Origin of the sequence: Chryseobacterium sp. Leaf394 (assembly GCF_001424105.1) — a bacterium.
In the GTDB taxonomy this organism is placed as follows: domain Bacteria; phylum Bacteroidota; class Bacteroidia; order Flavobacteriales; family Weeksellaceae; genus Chryseobacterium.
Window position 1 is genome coordinate 1,341,360 of the sequence record NZ_LMQH01000011.1, and the last position, 19,854, is coordinate 1,361,213.

General features: G+C 36.9%; 22 protein-coding genes. 19 read left to right on the top strand and 3 right to left on the bottom strand.

The window, feature by feature from the left end; genetic code table 11:
* Positions 1-117: 117 nt before the first annotated feature.
* The 5 genes from gpmI (at position 118) to ASG21_RS10650 (ending at position 5,032) form a co-directional block, all read left to right on the top strand.
* Positions 118-1,659: a 2,3-bisphosphoglycerate-independent phosphoglycerate mutase gene (gene gpmI, locus ASG21_RS10630; RefSeq protein ID WP_056079470.1), complete on the top strand. Its 1,542-nt coding sequence runs from the start codon at positions 118-120 to the stop codon at positions 1,657-1,659.
* Positions 1,660-1,799: 140 nt separating this feature from the next.
* Complete coding sequence (locus ASG21_RS10635) at positions 1,800-2,780, top strand: acyl-ACP desaturase (RefSeq protein WP_056079472.1); 981 nt, start codon at positions 1,800-1,802, stop codon at positions 2,778-2,780.
* 99 nt (positions 2,781-2,879) lie between these two features.
* Complete coding sequence (locus ASG21_RS10640; RefSeq protein WP_056079475.1) at positions 2,880-3,308, top strand: hypothetical protein; 429 nt, start codon at positions 2,880-2,882, stop codon at positions 3,306-3,308.
* A gap of 86 nt (positions 3,309-3,394) precedes the next feature.
* Entirely contained in the window at positions 3,395-4,204 is an 810-nt protein-coding gene (map, locus tag ASG21_RS10645; RefSeq protein ID WP_056079479.1) for a type I methionyl aminopeptidase, read from the top strand.
* A gap of 60 nt (positions 4,205-4,264) precedes the next feature.
* Complete coding sequence (locus ASG21_RS10650) at positions 4,265-5,032, top strand: class I SAM-dependent methyltransferase (protein ID WP_056079482.1); 768 nt, start codon at positions 4,265-4,267, stop codon at positions 5,030-5,032.
* A 122-nt stretch (positions 5,033-5,154) separates the two neighbouring features.
* On the opposite strand, the gene ASG21_RS10655 is transcribed toward ASG21_RS10650, so the two are convergent.
* Positions 5,155-5,481, bottom strand: a complete 327-nt coding sequence (locus ASG21_RS10655; protein WP_056079485.1) for a multidrug efflux SMR transporter — start codon at positions 5,479-5,481, stop codon at positions 5,155-5,157.
* 96 nt (positions 5,482-5,577) lie between these two features.
* Positions 5,578-6,141 (bottom strand): Crp/Fnr family transcriptional regulator, encoded by a 564-nt coding sequence (locus tag ASG21_RS10660; RefSeq protein WP_056079488.1) that lies wholly within the window; start codon positions 6,139-6,141, stop codon positions 5,578-5,580.
* A gap of 298 nt (positions 6,142-6,439) precedes the next feature.
* Between ASG21_RS10660 and era the strand changes: the two genes are divergently transcribed.
* Positions 6,440-7,315 (top strand): GTPase Era, encoded by an 876-nt coding sequence (gene era / locus ASG21_RS10665; protein WP_056079492.1) that lies wholly within the window; start codon positions 6,440-6,442, stop codon positions 7,313-7,315.
* 68 nt (positions 7,316-7,383) lie between these two features.
* Positions 7,384-7,812 (top strand): DoxX family protein, encoded by a 429-nt coding sequence (locus ASG21_RS10670; RefSeq protein ID WP_056079495.1) that lies wholly within the window; start codon positions 7,384-7,386, stop codon positions 7,810-7,812.
* Positions 7,813-8,109: 297 nt separating this feature from the next.
* Here ASG21_RS10670 and fsa read toward each other — a convergent pair whose 3' ends face one another.
* Positions 8,110-8,763, bottom strand: a complete 654-nt coding sequence (fsa, locus tag ASG21_RS10675) for a fructose-6-phosphate aldolase (protein ID WP_056079496.1) — start codon at positions 8,761-8,763, stop codon at positions 8,110-8,112.
* Positions 8,764-8,915: 152 nt separating this feature from the next.
* Here fsa and pepE point away from each other — a divergent pair, with 152 nt between their 5' ends.
* The 12 genes from pepE to ASG21_RS10735 all read left to right on the top strand — a co-directional run bounded on the left by pepE (position 8,916) and on the right by ASG21_RS10735 (position 19,788).
* The gene (gene pepE, locus ASG21_RS10680) at positions 8,916-9,608 is read left to right on the top strand and encodes a dipeptidase PepE (protein ID WP_056079500.1); all 693 of its coding nucleotides are present in this window, start codon (positions 8,916-8,918) and stop codon (positions 9,606-9,608) included.
* Between the two features lie 33 nt (positions 9,609-9,641).
* Positions 9,642-11,015, top strand: a complete 1,374-nt coding sequence (dacB, locus tag ASG21_RS10685; protein WP_056079504.1) for a D-alanyl-D-alanine carboxypeptidase/D-alanyl-D-alanine-endopeptidase — start codon at positions 9,642-9,644, stop codon at positions 11,013-11,015.
* A gap of 3 nt (positions 11,016-11,018) precedes the next feature.
* Positions 11,019-12,185, top strand: coding sequence for a HAMP domain-containing sensor histidine kinase (locus tag ASG21_RS10690; RefSeq protein ID WP_056079506.1), 1,167 nt, complete (start codon positions 11,019-11,021; stop codon positions 12,183-12,185).
* 70 nt (positions 12,186-12,255) lie between these two features.
* Positions 12,256-12,924, top strand: coding sequence for an ABC transporter ATP-binding protein (locus ASG21_RS10695; protein ID WP_056079509.1), 669 nt, complete (start codon positions 12,256-12,258; stop codon positions 12,922-12,924).
* Between the two features lie 3 nt (positions 12,925-12,927).
* Entirely contained in the window at positions 12,928-13,503 is a 576-nt protein-coding gene (locus tag ASG21_RS10700) for a murein L,D-transpeptidase catalytic domain-containing protein (RefSeq protein WP_056079512.1), read from the top strand.
* A gap of 15 nt (positions 13,504-13,518) precedes the next feature.
* Positions 13,519-14,196, top strand: a complete 678-nt coding sequence (radC, locus tag ASG21_RS10705) for a DNA repair protein RadC (RefSeq protein WP_056079515.1) — start codon at positions 13,519-13,521, stop codon at positions 14,194-14,196.
* Complete coding sequence (locus ASG21_RS10710) at positions 14,193-15,095, top strand: hypothetical protein (protein ID WP_056079520.1); 903 nt, start codon at positions 14,193-14,195, stop codon at positions 15,093-15,095. Before radC ends, ASG21_RS10710 begins: the two co-directional genes overlap by 4 nt.
* Before the next feature lies 1 nt (position 15,096).
* On the top strand, positions 15,097-15,624 hold the full coding sequence (locus tag ASG21_RS10715; protein WP_056079525.1) for a DUF1697 domain-containing protein: 528 nt from the start codon (positions 15,097-15,099) through the stop codon (positions 15,622-15,624).
* 40 nt (positions 15,625-15,664) lie between these two features.
* Positions 15,665-16,474 carry a 3-deoxy-8-phosphooctulonate synthase gene (gene kdsA, locus ASG21_RS10720; RefSeq protein ID WP_056079528.1) on the top strand — a complete coding sequence of 270 codons (810 nt, stop codon included), beginning with the start codon at positions 15,665-15,667 and terminating at the stop codon, positions 16,472-16,474.
* A gap of 72 nt (positions 16,475-16,546) precedes the next feature.
* Complete coding sequence (locus ASG21_RS10725) at positions 16,547-17,065, top strand: hypothetical protein (protein WP_128414277.1); 519 nt, start codon at positions 16,547-16,549, stop codon at positions 17,063-17,065.
* 41 nt (positions 17,066-17,106) lie between these two features.
* Entirely contained in the window at positions 17,107-19,311 is a 2,205-nt protein-coding gene (locus ASG21_RS10730) for a TonB-dependent receptor plug domain-containing protein (protein WP_056079536.1), read from the top strand.
* Positions 19,312-19,317: 6 nt separating this feature from the next.
* Complete coding sequence (locus ASG21_RS10735) at positions 19,318-19,788, top strand: DUF3347 domain-containing protein (protein ID WP_056079539.1); 471 nt, start codon at positions 19,318-19,320, stop codon at positions 19,786-19,788.
* Positions 19,789-19,854 lie beyond the last annotated feature (66 nt).

Below are 19,854 nucleotides of genomic sequence, written 5' to 3' on the forward strand. Positions count from 1 at the left end.
ACAATTAGAAATGTCTTTAATCTTTAGTTTTAACAGCCATTAATCAAAATTTAAGCACCACAAATTCGGATTTTCATTTATAAATGGATAAATTTGTTTTGTTAAAATTTTCAAAGAATGTCAAAAAAAGCAATATTAGCAATCCTTGACGGATGGGGAATCGGTCTGAATCCTGAAGTTTCGGCTATTGAACAGGCCAACACACCGTTTATGGACAGCTGTTTCCAGAAATTTCCACACACCACGCTTGAAGCCAGCGGTCTTGCCGTAGGTCTTCCTGCAGGACAAATGGGAAATTCTGAAGTAGGTCATATGAATTTGGGTGCCGGAAGAGTTGTTTACCAGAATCTGGTGAAACTCAACATGGCTGTAGAAAACGGGACGCTCGGTCACGAACAGGTAATTGTTGACGCTTTTGATTATGCTAAAAGAGAAAATAAAAGTGTACACTTCATCGGTTTGGTTTCCAATGGTGGCGTGCATTCTCATATCAATCACTTAAAAGGACTTCTGTCTGCCGCCAAAGATTTTGGTTTAAATGAAAACGTTTACGTTCACGCATTTACGGATGGTCGCGATTGTGATCCGCATTCAGGTTTGGAATTTATCTCAGAATTGCAGGAGCATATGGCTCAGACCACCGGAAAACTGGCAACGGTTACCGGAAGATATTTTGCAATGGACAGAGACAGAAGATGGGAGCGTGTGAGACTGGCTTATGATGCAATGTGCTCAGGAATAGGCTTCAGAACTACTGATGCATTGTCAGCAATTCAGGAATCTTATAATGACAATATCACAGACGAATTTATCAAACCAATCATCCTTACCAAAGAAACACAGATAGGAAATATTGTTCCGGTGGCGAAAATGGTGGATGGCGATGTTGTGATTTGCTTCAATTTCCGTACAGACCGCGGTCGCGAGATTACTGAAGTTCTCTGTCAGCACGACTTGCCGGATTACCAGATGAGAAAACTGGATTTATATTATGTTACACTGACCAATTACGATAAAACGTATCATAATGTAAAAGTGGTTTTCGATGAAGATGTTTTAAAGGAAACAATGGGTGAAATTCTGGAGAGAAACGGAAAATCACAAATCAGAATTGCAGAAACGGAGAAATATCCACACGTTACATTTTTCTTTAGCGGTGGAAGGGAAGAAGAATATCAGGGTGAGAGAAGATTGCTTTGCCCAAGCCCGAAAGATGTTCCGACCTACGATTTAAAACCTGAAATGTCAGCTTACGATATTACCAATGTTATTTTGCCTGAACTTAAAAATCAATCTGCAGATTTTATCTGTTTAAATTTTGCAAACACTGATATGGTAGGGCACACCGGAGTTTTTGAAGCCGCTGTAAAAGCTGCCGAAACGGTGGATAAATGTATTGAACAGGTTGCTACAACTGCTTACGAAAATGGTTATGCTGTTTTCATCCTGGCAGACCACGGAAATTCTGATGTAATGAGAAATGTCGATGGTTCCCCGAATACACAGCATTCAACCAATCTTGTTCCTCTGATTGTGATGGATAAAGATCATGAATGGAAACTCAAAGAAGGAAAACTCGGCGACATAGCTCCAACAATTCTGCACGTGATGGGTGTGGAGATTCCCGCAATCATGACGGGAGATATTCTTGTGAGTTAGAAAAATATACAGCAATATAAATGCATAAAGGCCGTTGTACAAACAGCGGTCTTTTATGATAATCATCATAACGAACTGTATATTATGTTACAAATAATAAATTAAATCATATCTTTGCAACTCAAATAAATCAATTTAGAATGTATCAAAGCTTGGTAAGGAAAGAAGTAATGGGAATTTTGGAAAAGGAAGTGGGCTCTTTTCTTGATAAATTTTTGACCCCTATCGAAAAAATTTGGCAGCCCTCAGATTATCTTCCGGATCCGTCAAGTGCTGATTTTAAATATGATTTAGAAGAAATTCAGACTTTCGCTCGTGAAATGCCTTATGATTTGTTCGTAACGCTTATCGGTGACTGTATTACAGAAGAGGCATTGCCTTCTTACGAATCATGGTTGATGAGCGTAGACGGAATTGATCAGGAAAAGAGCGGACCGAGCTGGGCGAGCTGGATCAGATCATGGACGGCCGAAGAAAACAGACACGGTGACCTTCTCGGAAAATACCTTTACCTGTGTGGAAGGGTAAATATGAGACAGATGGAAATCACTACCCAATATCTGATCAGTGATGGTTTTGATATCGGAACAAGTATGGATCCTTACAGAAACTTTGTTTATACAAGTTTTCAGGAAACAGCAACCAACGTTTCGCACAGAAGAGTAGGAACTTTGGCAAAACAGACCGGGAACGGAAAGCTGGCGAAGATGTGTGGTGTAATTGCGGCTGATGAAGCAAGACACGCTAAAGCATACAAGCATTTTGTTGCAAAAATTTTAGAATTAGATCCGTCGGAAATGATTTTGGCATTTGAAGATATGATGCGTAAAAAAATCGTGATGCCGGCTCACATGATGAGACAGTCTGGTCAGGCAGCTGGCGAACTTTGGGGACACTTCTCAGATGCAGCACAGAGATGTATGGTCTACACAGGTCAGGACTACATCAATATTATGAAAGATTTGTTGGATGAATGGAAAATTGAGCACATCACAGGACTTACAGAAAAGGCCGAAAAAGCTCAGGAATATTTAATGAAACTTCCGTCAAGACTTCAGAAAATTACAGACAGAATTTCTACTCCGGATCTGCAGTTTCAGTTTAATTGGGTTAAAAGTTAGATTTCGATTTAACAGTTTTTATAAATACAGAGTGCCGCAGCAATGCAGCACTCTTTTATTTTATTTAGTATCTTTGCCGAGCTAAATCATACATAAAAGATGAATAATAAAAAAATAGCAGTAGATTTTGACGGAACAGTAGTGGAAGATGCCTATCCGGCGGTAGGGAAAGCTAAAATTTTTGCTTTTGAAACCTTAAAAAAGTTACAGTCTGAAGGATATAGATTGATTCTTTGGACGTACCGTCACGGTCCCGCTCTGGAAGATGCCATTGAATTCTGCAGAAAAAACGGTGTAGAATTCTATGCTGTAAACTCAAGTTTTGAAGGTGAGGTATTTGATTCTGCCACACAATCCAGAAAAATTGATGCTGACTGGTTCATCGACGACAGAAATATCGGCGGTTTTCCGGGCTGGGGAGAAATCTACAATATCATCACAGAAAGAATTGAATTCCGTGTAGAAGGAGGCGAAGTCTTAGCCTACTCAAAACTGAAGAGAGAAAAAAAGAAAGGACTTTTCTGGTAATAATAATTTGAAATTTGATGTTTGAAATTTGAGATTATTCTCACTAACAATTTCAAATCTCAAATCTTAAATCTCAAATCTAATTAATGATTCATTTAAAAAATATAGACGAGCTTCGTCTGATGAAAGAAAGCGCAAGACTGGTTTCCAAAACTTTGGGAATGATTGCAAAAGAAATCAAACCAGGAATTACGACGCTTCATTTAGATAAATTGGCTCACGATTTTATCAAAGATCACGGTGCTGAGCCCGCATTTTTAGGATACGGAGGTTTTCCGTATTCACTTTGTATTTCGCCTAATGATCAGGTGGTACACGGTTTTCCGAGCAAAGAAGAAATCAAGGAAGGAGACGTACTTTCTGTAGATTGTGGCGCTATCCTCAACGGTTTTGTAGGAGATCACGCCTACACTTTTGAAATCGGAGAGGTTGATCCTGAAACCAAAAAATTACTGAAAGTTGCCAAAGAATCTCTGTACAAAGGAATCGAACAGTGTGTGAGAGGAAAAAGAATCGGAGATATTTCTTATGCCATCCAGAACCACTGTGAAAAACAGGGTTACGGTGTCGTTAAAGAACTGGTGGGTCACGGAGTCGGAAGAAAGATGCATGAAGATCCTCAGGTTCCCAACTACGGAAGACAGGGAAGTGGTAAAGTCATTAAAGATGGTTTAACAATCGCCATCGAGCCAATGATTAATCTTGGAACTGAAAAAGTGAAGTTCCACAGTGATGGCTGGACAGTGACGACTCTTGACAACAAACCTTCTGCCCATTTTGAGCATGATGTTGCGGTAATTAATGGCAAACCGGTGTTGTTATCGACATTTGAGTATGTTTATGAAGCATTGGGAATTGTGAGTGATGAAGAGAAAGCTTTTCAACTGGATTTTTAATTTTCTTTTAAATTTTCTACCAATATTCCGCTGCTTCGCAGCTTGTAACACAAATACATAGTGAAAAAGCTAACCAAACTTTTACTCAACAAAATTCCCCGTCCGATGCTTATTCAGATGAGTGTTTGGGCACGTCCGCTGATTTATCAGTTTTTTAAAGGTGACCGGTTTTTCGATCCTATTGATGGCAGGTCTTACAGAAAATTTCTTCCGTACGGATACGGAACTCAACGTGAAAATGCTCTGTCACCAGGAACTTTAAGTCTTGAAAGACACCGTCAGATGTTTCTGTATCTTCAGAATGAGACCGAATTTTTCACCAGAAACTATAAAGTTCTGCATATCGCTCCCGAACAGGAATTTTTGAGGAAATTTAAAAAGATGAAAAATCTGGATTACATTTCTGCTGATCTTTTTTCGCCGATCGTTGATGTTAAGGCTGATATTCTGGATCTTCCTTTTGCGGATGAAAGTTTTGATATCATTTTCTGTAATCACGTTTTGGAACATATTCAGGATGATGCAAAAGCGATGAGTGAGCTGTACCGTGTGATGAGACCTGGAGGTTGGGGGATTTTGCAGGTGCCAATGAAGAATTCACTTGAAAAAACATATGAAGATTTCACGATTACCGATCCGAAAGAAAGACAAAAACATTTCGGGCAGTATGACCACGTTCGTTGGTACGGAATGGATTATTTTGACCGTTTAAAATCCGCAGGATTTGAAACTGAAATCAATTTCTACTCTCAACAGTTTTCTGATGAAGAAATAAAAAAATACGGCTTAAGGAAAAACGAAATTCTACCTGTCGTTTCAAAAAAATAAAAAAACGGCTTCAGATTCTGAGGCCGTTTTTATTTTAAGTGCCAATTTGCTTAATTGTTTATTGTTTCATTTAAACTTGCACACTTCTTTACAATTCGTGTCGTCCGTCAAAATTCGTGTCATTAGTGACTGACAGCCTTCAAACCAATCACAGAACCAATTAATGTACAGATAAAAAATATCCTCCAGAAGCTTGCAGGATCTTTAAAGACAAAAATTCCCACCAATGCTGTTCCTACAGCGCCGATCCCGGTCCACACAGCGTAAGCCGTTCCGATAGGTAAGGTTTCGGTAGCTTTGATGAGGAGAAGCATAGAGATTGTAAGACAAGCTAAAAATCCTCCGAACCACCAGTACATTTCGTTTCCGGAAGTTTCCTTCACTTTTCCGAGGCACGATGCAAAGGCCACCTCAAATAATCCTGCGATGATTAAAATAATCCAGTTCATTCTAATTAAATTTATCCGTCAAAATTGAGATTTTAAAATCAATTAAAATTTTACAATTGTTAAAAAAAGTATTTTCCATAAAACTCTCCAACTCAATCACTTCATCTCCGCCCGAATCCTGCTCAAACTCACCTGTGACATCCCCAAATACGATGCAATATGCCCTAACTGAACTCTCTGCAAGAGGTAAGGCTTGTATTTCATTAAATCTTTATACCGTTCCAGGGCCGTTTTATACTGTCTCGAAATAATCAGCTCCTCAGTTCTTATCAGTTCACGTTCTGCAAATTTTCTTCCCCAATTGGCGATGTAAATATCTTCATTAAATAAAATTTTTAATTTTGAGATTTCGAGCCGATACAGTTCACAATCTTCAAGAAGCTCAATACTTTCGTAGCCAGGCTTTCCTTCCACATAACTTTTCATGGAAACAATCGGTTCGCCTTCCGTTCCAAACCAAAACGTAATGTCATTATTTTCTGTTGAAGCGTAAGCTCGGGCAATTCCTTTTTTTAAAAAGTAAATATAAGGCACCACTTTATCAGCTTCCATTAAACAAAAACCTTTTGGAAAGCTCACTTCTGAAATATACTGTTTCAATTTTTCCCTGGAAATTTCAGGAAGCGGATAAATGGTATCAATTATTTTGTCAATGGTCATTAGATGTTTCGGGGTTTTCTGGTTACGGGTTTCGGGATGCGGGTTTCGGGATTCGGGTTACGAAGTTTTGAATCTGTATTTAAATTTCGATAAGTGTTTTCAGTTAAAAAAATATATTTTAAATAATTCATTCTGCATCCAGCACTTCGTAACCCGTATCCAATTCTACCTCGCAACCTGCACCCCAATCTCTCCCCAAAAATAATCAATTTTAGAAATCTGAATAATATTGTCTGAAAGACCAATTTTGTTTTTACTAACTTTGCAAATCGTAATAACAGCGGATTAATTTTTTTATATGCATAAAGCAGGATTTGTAAATATCGTTGGAAAGCCAAACGCCGGAAAATCTACCCTTCTGAATCAGCTGATGGGTGAGAAGCTGGCGATTGTAACACAAAAGGCTCAGACAACCAGACATAGAATTTTTGGAATTTATAATGAAGAAGACTTACAGATTGTATTTTCTGATACTCCCGGAGTTTTAGATCCGAAATACGGTTTGCAGGAAAAAATGATGGATTTTGTAAAAGATTCTCTTCAGGATGCAGACGTTTTTCTTTTCATCGTAGACGTTACCGATAAAGCCGAACAGTCAGAATTTTTAATTGATAAATTAAATAAAATTCCCGTTCCCGTTTTATTACTTTTAAACAAAATCGACCAGACCAACCAGGAAGGTTTGGAAAAAATAGCGACCGAATGGCACGAGAGAATTCCGAAGGCTGAAATTTTACCTATTTCTGCACTAAATGCATTTAATCTTGATGTCATTTTACCGAAATTAAAATCGATGTTGCCCGAAAGTCCGGCGTATTACGACAAAGATATGTACACCGACAAACCTGAGCGTTTCTTCGTCAACGAAGCCATCAGAGAGAAAATTCTTTTGAATTATGATAAAGAAATTCCTTATTCTGTGGAAGTCGTTACAGAAATGTTCAAAGAAAAAGAGGGAATTATCTTTATCGATTCTATTATCTACGTAGAAAGAGACACCCAAAAGGGAATTATCATCGGACATAAAGGTGAGGCTATCAAAAAGGTTGGAACTGAAGCCAGAATTGATCTTGAAAAGTTTTTCTCCAAAAAAATTCATCTGAACCTTTTTGTAAAAGTGAAAAAAGACTGGCGTAAAAACGACAGGGATCTGAAGAATTTTGGATACAGATAAACTAAAGACTCACTATCCATCGTTGTATTAGTACATTTTTTGCTATCTTTAAACTAAATTTTAAGTAGATGAGCTATCAAAATTTAAAAACTAATCCACTTATTCTCGATATCGTTCTTCTCGTTGTGAGATTATTCATAGGATTTGCCATGATTTCGCACGGTTATCCGAAACTTCAGACATTGATTGACGGAGGAGATATCAAGTTTTTCGACTTTTTAGGATTAGGTCCAAAAATTTCATTAGGATTAACGGTTTTTGCAGAATTTGTCTGTTCGATATTCATTATCCTTGGACTGTTTACAAGAATTGCTGCCGGATTTCTGCTTTTCACAATGTCAGTTGCTGCATTTGTAGTTCACGGTGAAGACCCTTTTGATAAAAGAGAATCAAGTTTATTATACCTTTCAATTTACGTGATTATTATAACACTGGGAGCCGGAAGATTTTCCGTGGATGGAATGATTGAAAAAAGGAGAAGATCCTCAGACTGGTAAAAATTAGAAATAAAAAGAAATCCCGAAACTTTAAAAGTTCCGGGATTTTTATGTATCTGAATTGTTTACAATCAGAATTCTTACAAATATTCAAAAGAATTTCAAACCTCAAATTTCAAATTTCAAATCATCTTATAACCTGAATTCTTGACAATCTGAATTCCTATAAAATATTCAAAAGAATTTCAAATCTCAAACCTCAAATTTCAAATAATCGAAAATCTGATCTGTTTATAATCTGAATTCCTGTAAAATATTCAAAAGAATTTCAAATTTCAAACCTCAAATTTCAAATCATTAAGACAGTTTCTGAGAATCTGCAACAAACTGAGCCAAACCACTGTCTGTTAAAGGGTGTTTAAGCAAACTCAAAATCGGAGGAAGCGGTGAAGTAATTACATCAGCACCAATTTTCGCACAGTCGATAATGTGCATTGAATGACGGATCGAAGCTGCAAGAATTTCAGTATCATACATATAATTATCAAAAATCAATCTGATTTCCTGAATAAGATTAAGACCGTCAGTTGTAATGTCATCCAATCTTCCCAAAAACGGAGAAACGTAAGTTGCACCAGCCTTTGCAGCCAAAAGAGCCTGTCCAGGAGAGAAAATAAGAGTACAGTTGGTTTTAATTCCTTTATCTGAAAAATATTTCAAAGCTTTGATACCGTCTTTAATCATTGGGATTTTCACAACGATATTTGGATGAATGGCAGCCAGTTCGTCACCTTCCTTGATCATTTCTTCGTAAGTTGTTGATAGAACTTCGGCAGAAATATCTCCGTCCACAATTTCGCAAATCGCTTTGTAGTGGTTTTTGATGTCTTCGTTACCACGGATTCCTTCTTTAGCCATCAAAGACGGGTTGGTCGTTACACCATCAAGAATTCCAAGATCTTTTGCTTCTTTAATTTGCTCTAAATTGGCAGTGTCAATAAAAAATTTCATTTCGTTTAAATTGATTTATATTCCACAAAGATAAACAATCCTTTGAAATGAATTTCTTATGCCTCATCAATTCTCAGTTTTAATTATCTTTGTTAATACAGAATTATTCTTTATCCCTTTTTTACCGGAAAAGAATTTTATTAAATTTAAAAATGAACATTATCCTCGCCTCGACGTCCACGCTTTTTGGTGGAAATTATTTAGAATATTTAAAGGAAGAATTAATTGAACTGTATAAAGGAATCGACGAACTTATCTTTATTCCTTTTGCAAGACCTGGTGGAATTTCGCATGACAGTTATACCGAGAAAGCAAGGTCTTTTTTTGAAACTATTAATATCAAAGTTAGAGGTCTTCATGAATTTGACAACACAAAGGAAGCATTAAATTCTGCAAAAGCCTATTTTACAGGAGGTGGAAATACTTTTTTGCTGGTTAAAACTCTTCATGAAGAAAATCTGATGTCTGTTTTAAAGCAAAACATAGAAAGCGGAAAACCGTATTTAGGCTGCAGCGCCGGTAGCAACATTGGCGGACAGAATATGAAAACCACCAACGATATGCCGATCGTTTATCCACTAAGCTTTGACTGTATGGGACTGGTTCCGTTTAATATCAACCCGCATTATCTTGATACAAATCCTGATTTAAAGCACAACGGTGAGACAAGAGAAACAAGAATTAAAGAATTTCTGACTCAAAATAACATCAAAGTTGTCGGACTTCGGGAAGGAAACTGGATCAGAAGAATTGGTAATAAAATTACTGTGGAAGGAAGCGAATTGACCAGGATTTTTGAGAAAGACAAAGAGCCTTACGAAATCGAAACCGGAACTGAGCTTTAATTCTAAATTTAAATCTGAACAAACTTTTTCTTAATGAAAAAAACTCTTTTCATCCTTGCGTTTCCTACACAACTTATTTTTGCTCAAAGCATCAGTCAGAAGCTCGATGACGCCACAAAAAATTTAATGAATTCCTCTTCGGCAGTTTCATCAAATCTGTCATTTTATGTTGCGGACGAAAGTGGAAATTTAATTTACGAATATCAGGGAAATAAAGGGCTTTCAACAGCGTCAACCCAAAAGATCTTCACAGCTGCTGCGGCTTTGGAGGTTTTAGGAAAAAACTATACCTACAAAACAACATCTTCCTATACAGGAACAGTTTCTGGAGGAAATTTAAATGGAAATCTTTTTATCACTTCAAACGGTGACCCGACTTTGGGAAGCTGGAGATACGATGGCTACAAACCTGAAAATTTTAAGCAAAAATTTTTAGATGCTGTTAAAAAATCAGGAATTACAAAGATTTCAGGTGATTTGATAATTGATGATTCATATTTTGACCATCAGACCATTCCTGGTGGCTGGCCGTGGGATGATCTGGGAAATTATTACGGTGCCGGAGTGTGGGGTGTCAACTGGCGCGAAAATCAGTTTGACATCAATATAAATGGAACAGATTTTAAAAATTTCTCGTATCCTTTAGCAAATATCAAATGGCTTAATGACCTTAAAGCTGCAGGAAGTTCAGACCAGAGTTTGATTTTTACTGCTCCTCATTCTGACGTTGCGTTAATTAACGGAAATCTGCCTGCAGGAAAAGTAACGACCGTATCAGGATCTGTTCCCAATCCACCTTTGCAGTTAGGTGTGGAAGTTGAAAAATGGCTTAAAGGTTCGGGTATCGAGATTTCGGGTAAGGTTGTTACAAATTCTCAACTGGAAATCGAAGGAAAAAAACCTCTGGAATCTCCTAAGAGCAATATTATTCTCACTTACGAATCTCCAACTTTAGATAAAATCGTCTATTGGTTTTTAAGAAAATCCGTGAATCTGTACGGGGAAAATTTAATTAAAACTTTAGGCAAGGAGAAAAAAGGAGATCCGGGTTTCAAAAGTGGAGTTTCGTATTTAAAAGAATTCTGGAAATCAAAAGGAATCAATTCAAACATGATTAATTTTGCAGATGGGAGCGGACTTTCGCCTCAAAACTACGTCTCAGCAAAAGCAGAAGTACAGGCATTGATTTACGCCAAAAAACAACCGTGGTTTGAAGCCTATTACGATGGTTTTCCCACACAGGACAACGGTATGAAAATGAAAAGCGGAACGATGAGAGATACAAAATCGTATGCCGGATATCACAGTTCAAAAGACGGAAAAAAATATGTTTACGCAATTATCATCAATAATTATCAGGGCAGCGGAAGTACAGAGCTGCAGAAAATTCTGAATGTTTTAAAATAATAAATGAAGAACCGTCCTTTTTTAGCAAGAATCAGCAACTGGATTGTATTTACAGTCCTGACTGTCATCGTTTTGGCACTTATCATTTCATCCAATATTCTTATTAATAATCTGAGAAATAAGGAGGCAGAACGCATCAAGGTTTTTGCAACGGCGATAAAAATTATGCAGGGAAACCAGCAGACAAGCTCTGAAACGCAGGAATTGGTTTTTGCAATCTTGACTGAAAATGATCAGATTCCTACAATCTTAACAGATGAAAATAAGAAGCCTTTTATTTTTGAGGGCAGTTCGCGAAATATTCCACAGGAGATTTTAGAAAATCCTGAAGAACTTAGAAAGTTGATCGTAAAAATGGAAAGCAACTATGCACCGTTCGAAATTGAAATTGCAAAAGGTGATAAACAGCTGGTTTTTTACGATAACTCAAAACTGCTTAGTGATTTAAGATATTATCCTTATTTTTTGGGACTTTTCATCATTGCATATCTTGCATTTATTTTCTGGTTTTTGAGAACCATTAAAAAGACTGATGAAGGATATCTTTGGGCAGGTTTGGCAAAGGAAACAGCACATCAGATCGGAACTCCGCTGTCGTCAATGATTGGCTGGATGGAAATTATGAAGCTTGAAACCCCTGATTCTGATGGCGTTAAGGAAATTGAAAAAGATATCGAAAGACTGAGAACCATCTCCGAAAGATTCTCGAAAATAGGATCAGTTCCGGAGCTAAATGATATGAATCTGAATGCCACAATCAAAGAAAATTTTGATTATTTAAAGACACGGATTTCCAGAAAAGTAGATTTCAGTCTCAACCTTCCAAACTATCCGATTCTGGTTCCACACAATAAAATTCTGATCAGCTGGGTGATTGAAAACCTCGTGAAAAACGCTGTCGATGCTATGAAAGGTCAGGGGCAGCTACAGATCTGGATGATCGGTAAAAACAAAAATATTCTCATCGAAGTAAAAGATAACGGAAGCGGAATGACGCATAATCAGGCGAGAAATGCTTTTAAACCCGGTTATTCAACAAAAAAAAGAGGTTGGGGATTAGGTTTAAGTCTTGCAAAAAGGGTAGTGCAGGAATACCACAACGGTGATATCAAAATTTCACAGACAGAAATAGGAAAAGGAACAACCTTTAGAATTTCAATCAGAAAGTAATAAAAATTAATCAGTAATTTTATTGCTGATACCAAAATACAGGAAGCAAAAAAATCACTACTTTTGAAGCATGATTACAGCCAAAAATATTCGTAAATCATACGGAAGTTTAGAAGTTTTAAAAGGGGTAGACCTTCACATCAAAACTGGTGAAGTGGTCTCTATTGTCGGGGAATCCGGTGCGGGAAAATCTACACTTTTACAGATTCTGGGCACTTTAGACAGTCCTACAATTCCGAAAGACAGCAGTACCGAAATCACAATTGCGGGAGAATCTTTCATCAATATGACCGATAAACAGATTTCAAAATTCAGAAATCAGAATATTGGTTTTGTATTTCAGTTTCATCAGCTTTTACCGGAGTTTACAGCGCTGGAAAACGTTTTGATTCCTACTAAAATTGCAGGAGCCAATGAAAGAGAAGCGATTGAAAAGGCAGAATCAATTTTTCATGATTTGAAAATAGAACACCGTCTGGATCATAAGCCGGGACAGCTTTCTGGTGGTGAAGCCCAGCGTGTTGCGGTGGCAAGAGCATTAATCAATTCACCAAAAATAATTTTCGCAGACGAACCTACAGGAAATTTAGATTCTAAAAATGCGGATGATCTGCACCGCCTGTTTTTTGATTTGAGAGACAAGTACAATCAGACTTTTGTTATCGTAACACACAACCCGAATCTTGCTGAAATCACCGACCGAAAACTCGTGATGGTAGACGGATTAATTGTTGAATAAAATATGCTTAAAAATTTTCTTTTTTCTTTGATTCTGTTTTTAGTAAGCTGTGAAGGACATTCGCAGACTGCTGATGTGAAGATTCCAAAAGAGAAAATCACTGAGCTGAAAACTTTTATCAGCGACAAAAACTACAGTCAGGATTTGGCAATTTTCATCAATTTTAAAATTAAATCTGGAAAATACAGGTATTTTGTTTATGATCTGAAGAAAGATAAAATTCTGCAGTCCGCGATCGTTTCGCATGGCTCCGGATCAAACAGCAAAGTGTATGGAGAGCTGAAATTCAGCAATACCGAAAATTCTTTCCAGTCATCTTTGGGGAAGTACGAAATTAAAGAATCCTATTCCGGAAAATTCGGGAAATCATACCGTTTGGACGGTTTGGATGCAACCAACAGCAATGCGAGAAGCCGTGCAATTGTGATGCATTCGTTGGATTGTGTGGCTGATATTGAATCTGAAAATCCGGCATGTCTGAGTTTAGGCTGTCCTATGCTGTCGCCAAAGGCATTTAAAGAGACAGCAAAATTCATCGATAATTCCAGTAAAACAGTTATTCTTTACGCGTTTTATTAATTTAAATTTAAACTCATGTCCATTAAATTTTTAGCAGAAGACGACAGACCGAGAGAAAAATTTTTACTGAAAGGTAAGAATTCACTTTCCGATTCTGAACTTTTGGCAATTATCATGGGCAGTGGAAGCAGAGATGAAACAGCTGTGGAACTGGCAAGAAAAATCCTGGCTTCGGTGGATAACAGCTGGCATCAGCTTAGTTTACTGACGATAAAAGATTTAACTAAATTCAAAGGTGTTGGTGTAGTAAAAGCGATTTCAATCGCAACAGCTTTGGAAATTGGGCGAAGAAGAGCTGCACAGGAAATTCCAGACAAACCACAGATTACGAGCAGTAAAGCAGCGTACGATGTTTTAAAAATTCATTTATCAGATTTAAGAACAGAAGAATTCTGGGCCTTATTTTTAAATCAGAATAATAAAGTTGTCCATCTTTCGCAGCTTACTCAGGGTGGTATCAATCAGTCTCTGGTGGACCTAAGAATTTTGTTCAAAATTGCAATGGATCATTTTGCCACCGGAATTATTGTTTCTCACAATCATCCTTCAGGAAATTTAAAACCAAGTCAGGAAGATATCAGTATTACAAAAAAAATTAAAGATGCGGGAAATCTTTTGAATATTCAGCTTTTAGACCATCTCATTATTACCCAAAATTCATATTTAAGTCTGGCAGACGAAGGATTATTATGATCAGAAGACTGAAATACCACGAGATTGATTTTGAGAAATATTCACAATGCATTGAAAATTCTGCACAGAGAAAATACTCTGCAACAAAACCGTTTTTGGATCTTACTTCAGGAAAAAAATGGGAAGTGCTGGTTTTAAGAGATTATGAAGCCGTGATGCCGATTCCGTATGTGATGAAATTGGTTTTTAAAATCGTTCAGAATCCAAGACTTTGTCAGCAGCTCGGGATATATTCAAAATTGGACGACAAGAAAATCAATGATTCGTTTTTCAATTTTTTGTCTAAAAAATATATAGTTCGATATTATGCATTTAATGATTCAAACGAATTTTCATTTCAGCTGAATTTTAGAAAAAATTATCTGATTTTACCTGATTCTTATGAGAATGTCTATTCTAAATTCTCTCCCAAAAGAAAACGAAAACTCAGAACAGATCCTGAAATTCTGAAAGATATGCACATTAGAAAAATCAGTTTTAAAGATTCTGAACTGTTTATCCGCAATACTTTAAAAGGTGCTGATAAAGCAAGGGATATCGCAAAATACATCAGCCTTTTTGAAATGCTTTACAGTAATGACTGTCTTTTTTTTGAAGGTCTGTACTACCAAAACGAAATAATCAACATCATTGCAGTGTATACAGATGAGAAAACAGCTGTACTTTTGGGGACATTCAATCATCAGGATTACGTCAAGTTAGCAGGCGCATCAATCCTTATTGACAAAGTTTTAAGGGAAACCGTTGAACATAAAATTTTTGATTTTGAAGGTGGAAATCTTCCCAATCTGGATGAGTTTTTCAGGGGCTTCAGACCGGAAATGAAACCATATTTTTACATTTCAAATAATGCTAAAGATTTGATACGGACAACAATCAAAAAATATTTAAAAATCTAAAATGAAATACTGTGCTTTTCTCCGTGGCGTCAATGTAAAAGGTACCAATATGAAAATGGCTGATGTCTGCAAAGTGTTTGCAGATGCTGGAATGCGTGATGTAAGTTCAGTTTTGGCATCCGGAAATATTATTTTTTCTTCTGATAAAACGGAATCTGAATTAAAATCTATTCTTGAAAAAGCAATGTCTGAACATTTCAGTTATGAAGCTTTTCTATTTGTGAAAAATCAGGATGACATTGAGAATTTTTGGAACAGCAATCCTTTTCAGAAAAATGACAATTTACATATTTACGCATTTGTCTGTAATAAAGGTTTTGAGAAAATTTTAATGGCTGAATTTGAAAATGCTTCAAAAGCTGAAAATGAAGAAGCAAAAATAGAAAACGGTCTTTTTTACTGGCAGGTTCCCAAAGGAAATACGTTAGACTCGACTTTCGGGAAGATTTTAGGCAGAAAAAATATGAAAGATCAGTTTACCAGCCGAAATTTGAATACTTTTGAGAAAGTCATCAAAAAAATGACTTAATTTTTATGTATTTTTACTGAACTTTTTTAATTATATAAAAATGATTCAGTACTTAGAAAACATACACCACAAAGATTCCAAAAACTTTTTCTTAATCGCCGGTCCTTGCATTATTGAGGGCGAAGATATGGCACTCAGAATTGCCGAGAAAGTTGTTGAACTTACCAATAAGTATAAAATTCCCTACATCTTCAAAGGAAGTTTTAAAAAAGCCAACAGAAGCAGGGTAGATTCTTTCACAACAATTGGTGAAGAAAAATCTTTAGAAATCTTAACAAAGGTTGGTGAAACTTTTAATATTCCTACAACAACAGATATTCATGAAAATGAACATGCGGCTTTAGCGGCACAATATGTTGATGTTTTGCAGATTCCAGCGTTTTTAGTTCGCCAGACTGATCTTTTGGTTGCAGCAGCTCAGACCGGAAAATGTGTTTCTTTGAAAAAAGGACAGTTTCTTTCTCCTGAATCAATGAAATTTGCTGTTGAAAAAATTACGGATTCCAATAACGAAAAAGTTGCTATCATCGAGAGAGGAAATTCTTTTGGATACACAGATTTAATCGTAGATTACAGAGGAATTCCTACGATGAGAAATTATGCTCCGGTAATTTTGGATGTTACGCATTCTCTTCAGCAGCCTAATCAAAGTTCGGGTGTAACAGGAGGTAGGCCGGAACTGATTGAAACTGTTGCTAAAGCCGGAATTGCAGTGGGTGCAGATGGAATTTTCATTGAAACTCATCCAACGCCTGAAACAGCACTTTCAGATGGCGCAAATATGCTGAGACTGGATCTTCTTGAAGATTTACTTCAAAAACTTACCAGAGTAAGAGAAGCGATTTTGTAGATTGGCTGGATGATGGAAGCTGGATGTTCGCCTGTTTCTACAAAGACTTTTACGATAAATTCTGATTTTTTTATGTTTAAAAAGCTTTCTTTACTGTTTTTCTTTTCAATATTTTTTTGGTCTTCGGCTCAGAAAACAGATTCTTTGCAGATAGATTTTCCGGCAAAGTATAAACTGAAATTGGCTAATTCGAAAGAAAATATGCAGATGAAGGTGCTGGAATATATCCCTGAAAACGAAAACTGGGAAAATTACAGCATCATCATTACGAAACTGACAATGAAAAACATGGCACAAGTTCCGCTTCAGACTGTGTTTGAGTATCATAAAAAAATGGCTGAAGAAAAAGTAGAGAATTTAACTGTTACAGAGATTTCGAAAAATAAAGAAGGAGAAAAAGAGTTTAAACTTTTCACAATGGAAGCTGATGCCTACAAAGATAATTCGGGTACAGAATCTCAGGTTTATTATTTTGTAAAAGGAGATCAGGATATCATTATGTGTATCGCGGCCATTAAGCAGAAAAAACTTCCTGCGGAATTTGTGGATGAATGGTCAAAAATTTTTCTTAAAAGTCAGTTTATAAAATAAAATTTAATAATTTCACGTTCCGAAATCTTAAAGCATTTCTATTGAAAAAACTAGTTTTACCACTCGGTCTTATCCTTCCGGTACTTGCGTTTTCGCAGGTGAAAAAGCGAGACACCACAAGGGTTAACGATATTGAAGAAGTCGTTTTCCAGAAAAAAGCTGTTGGAAGTACGAATGATCTTACCACAGTGAAAATATCTGCAAGGGATGCCCAAAATGTTGCCAGTGTTTCCGGAGGTCTTGAGGCAATTATTAAAACTTTGCCCTCCGTAAACAGCAATACAGAGCTGTCTTCACAATACATGGTACGTGGTGGAAACTACGATGAAAACCTTATTTACATTAATGATATTGAGATTTACAGACCATTTCTGATCAGAAACTCTCAGCAGGAAGGTCTCAGTATCATCAATCCTGATATGGTTTCTACGGTCAACTTTTCAGCTGGAGGATTCGAGCCAAGGTATGGAGACAAAATGTCTTCAGCTTTAAATATTTACTACCGTGAACCGGAGAAATCTGAAGTTTCGGGCGAAGCAAGTTTGATTGGAGGAAGACTGACCGCCGGTTTGGCTTCAAAAAATAAAAAACTGACTGCTTTATTTTCGGGAAGATACAGAAATACCAACCTGGTTCTGAATACTTTAAATGAAGACACAGATTTTAACCCGAAATATTACGATTTTCAGTCTTACATCAACTATCATTTCAACGATAAGTTATCGCTGTCGTTTACAGGATTTTATTCTAAAAACGATTACGAGATGATTCCCAAAGAAAGGGAAGTGAATTTCGGATCTGTTAATCAGCCTATAAACCTGAACGTTTTTTACAACGGCCGGGAAAATGACGCTTACAAAAATATGATGGGAACGGTTTCTCTAAACTATAAACCTTCAGAAAAGTGGAAGTTCACACTGGATAATTTCGCTTATCAGAACCGTGAAAGAGAATATTACACGATTGCCTCGAGCTATATTCTGCAGACATTTGATCCGATTACGGGCGCGCCGGTGACTTCCTACGATGTAGGTGGACAGATTGAGCATGCAAGAAATGATTTGTTTGTAAGAACCTACGGAACTCAGTTGAGAACTAAATTTTCTCCGAATGTCAATACAGATATTGAATTTGGATTTAAATTCGAAAAAGAAAATCTTCAGGATTTAACCAACGAATGGAAACTGGTGGATTCTTCTGGTTACAGCATTCCTACGCTGCCTTTTGATCCAAGATTTCCGGATACTTCAGATTTAGATTTATTCTACAGCATTTCAGGTAAAAATCACATTCAGCCGACAAGACTTTCGGCTTACGGGCAATATTCACAGAAGTTTTACTGGGGATCCAGCAGAGTTTTTGTAAATGCCGGAGCCAGAGTAGCGCACTGGAGTTTTAATAACGAAACAATTTTTTCACCGAGAGCACAGTTTGCCATCAAACCTGAATGGAATGCCGATATGTTGTTCACTTTATCGGGAGGAATTTATTATCAGGCGCCTTTTTACAAGGAAATAAAGGATCTGAATGGAGATTTTAATTCTAATATAAAATCTCAAAGATCAATTCAGGCTATCCTGAAAAACGATTACGAATTTACCTTTGAAGACAGGCCTTTTAAGCTGACTACAGAATTGTACTATAAAAAAATGGACAATCTGATTCCGTACTATATGGATAATGTGAGGATCAGATATTCAGGTAAAAATAATGCAACCGGATATGCTTATGGTGTTGATACAAGACTTTTCGGGGAATTTGTTCCCGGAATAGATTCATGGTTGTCGGCGAGTTACGCAAGAGTTTACGAAAATATTGACGGAAAAGGCAACATACCGAGACCGACAGATCAACGTTTCAGATTTGCTATGTTCTACCAGGATTATATGCCGAAATTTCCTTCAATGAGAGTCAATTTAACCCTGACTTACGCTATGGGACTGCCCAACGGAGCACCGGTTTTTACCGATCCTTACCAATATCAGAAAACTTTACCTTCATACAAAAGGGTAGATTTAGGTTTGTCTAAAGTTTTCATCGACAGAAAAGACAAGAAGAAAACATATGGATTCTGGGGTAATTTTGATGAACTCATTCTCGGAGTGCAGGTGTTTAATGCATTTAACATCAACAATACGGTTTCAAACCAATGGATTACAGATTCTAACACAAGTTTGATGTATCCGGTTCCGGTCCGTCTTACAGGAAGATTCTTCAACGCAAAACTTGAGTTTAAAATTAAATAATTTAAAATGAAAACGAAATTTTTAGTTCTTGGATTGGCATTTTGCTCTGCATTATTTTTTGGGCAGATGAAGAAAAATGCGCAGGTTTCAAAGCTTTATCAGAATTATATTGCAATTAAAAACGGTTTAGCTTCAGATGACACTTCTAAAGCGGCTGCATCAGCATCAGAATTTTTGAAAACCTTATCAGGTATCAATTCTGAAGTTCTTCCCGAAGGCAATCTCACTTTGATGAGAAATAACGCCAAGGTGATTTCGGAGTCAGATCATATTAAAGTGCAGCGTACAAAATTTAAAAATATTTCAAACCAGATGATTGCGGTTGCCAAACAATTTAAGGTGGCAGAAAAACCGGTTTACGTACAGTACTGTCCAATGGTGCAGGCCGGATGGCTGAGCAGTGAGAGCAAAATCATCAATCCGTACTACGGAAGTTCGATGCTCAACTGCGGTACAGTGCAACAGGAAATAAAGTAGAGAATTACTGTCAACATCATAAAAAGTCTGCGTCACAAGCTGTGATGCAGACTTTTTACTTTTATC

Coding starts and splice junctions, on each gene's coding strand:
- ASG21_RS10700 (WP_056079512.1), top strand. CDS start 12,928: ATGCTTAAAAATTTTCTTTTTTCTTTGATTCTGTTTTTAGTAAGCTGT.
- radC (WP_056079515.1), top strand. CDS start 13,519: ATGTCCATTAAATTTTTAGCAGAAGACGACAGACCGAGAGAAAAATTT.
- ASG21_RS10655 (WP_056079485.1), bottom strand. CDS start 5,481: ATGAACTGGATTATTTTAATCATCGCAGGATTATTTGAGGTGGCCTTT.
- dacB (WP_056079504.1), top strand. CDS start 9,642: ATGAAAAAAACTCTTTTCATCCTTGCGTTTCCTACACAACTTATTTTT.
- ASG21_RS10715 (WP_056079525.1), top strand. CDS start 15,097: ATGAAATACTGTGCTTTTCTCCGTGGCGTCAATGTAAAAGGTACCAAT.
- fsa (WP_056079496.1), bottom strand. CDS start 8,763: ATGAAATTTTTTATTGACACTGCCAATTTAGAGCAAATTAAAGAAGCA.
- era (WP_056079492.1), top strand. CDS start 6,440: ATGCATAAAGCAGGATTTGTAAATATCGTTGGAAAGCCAAACGCCGGA.
- ASG21_RS10670 (WP_056079495.1), top strand. CDS start 7,384: ATGAGCTATCAAAATTTAAAAACTAATCCACTTATTCTCGATATCGTT.
- ASG21_RS10695 (WP_056079509.1), top strand. CDS start 12,256: ATGATTACAGCCAAAAATATTCGTAAATCATACGGAAGTTTAGAAGTT.
- ASG21_RS10635 (WP_056079472.1), top strand. CDS start 1,800: ATGTATCAAAGCTTGGTAAGGAAAGAAGTAATGGGAATTTTGGAAAAG.
- kdsA (WP_056079528.1), top strand. CDS start 15,665: ATGATTCAGTACTTAGAAAACATACACCACAAAGATTCCAAAAACTTT.
- ASG21_RS10710 (WP_056079520.1), top strand. CDS start 14,193: ATGATCAGAAGACTGAAATACCACGAGATTGATTTTGAGAAATATTCA.
- ASG21_RS10640 (WP_056079475.1), top strand. CDS start 2,880: ATGAATAATAAAAAAATAGCAGTAGATTTTGACGGAACAGTAGTGGAA.
- pepE (WP_056079500.1), top strand. CDS start 8,916: ATGAACATTATCCTCGCCTCGACGTCCACGCTTTTTGGTGGAAATTAT.
- ASG21_RS10735 (WP_056079539.1), top strand. CDS start 19,318: ATGAAAACGAAATTTTTAGTTCTTGGATTGGCATTTTGCTCTGCATTA.
- gpmI (WP_056079470.1), top strand. CDS start 118: ATGTCAAAAAAAGCAATATTAGCAATCCTTGACGGATGGGGAATCGGT.
- map (WP_056079479.1), top strand. CDS start 3,395: ATGATTCATTTAAAAAATATAGACGAGCTTCGTCTGATGAAAGAAAGC.
- ASG21_RS10690 (WP_056079506.1), top strand. CDS start 11,019: ATGAAGAACCGTCCTTTTTTAGCAAGAATCAGCAACTGGATTGTATTT.
- ASG21_RS10725 (WP_128414277.1), top strand. CDS start 16,547: ATGTTTAAAAAGCTTTCTTTACTGTTTTTCTTTTCAATATTTTTTTGG.
- ASG21_RS10660 (WP_056079488.1), bottom strand. CDS start 6,141: ATGACCATTGACAAAATAATTGATACCATTTATCCGCTTCCTGAAATT.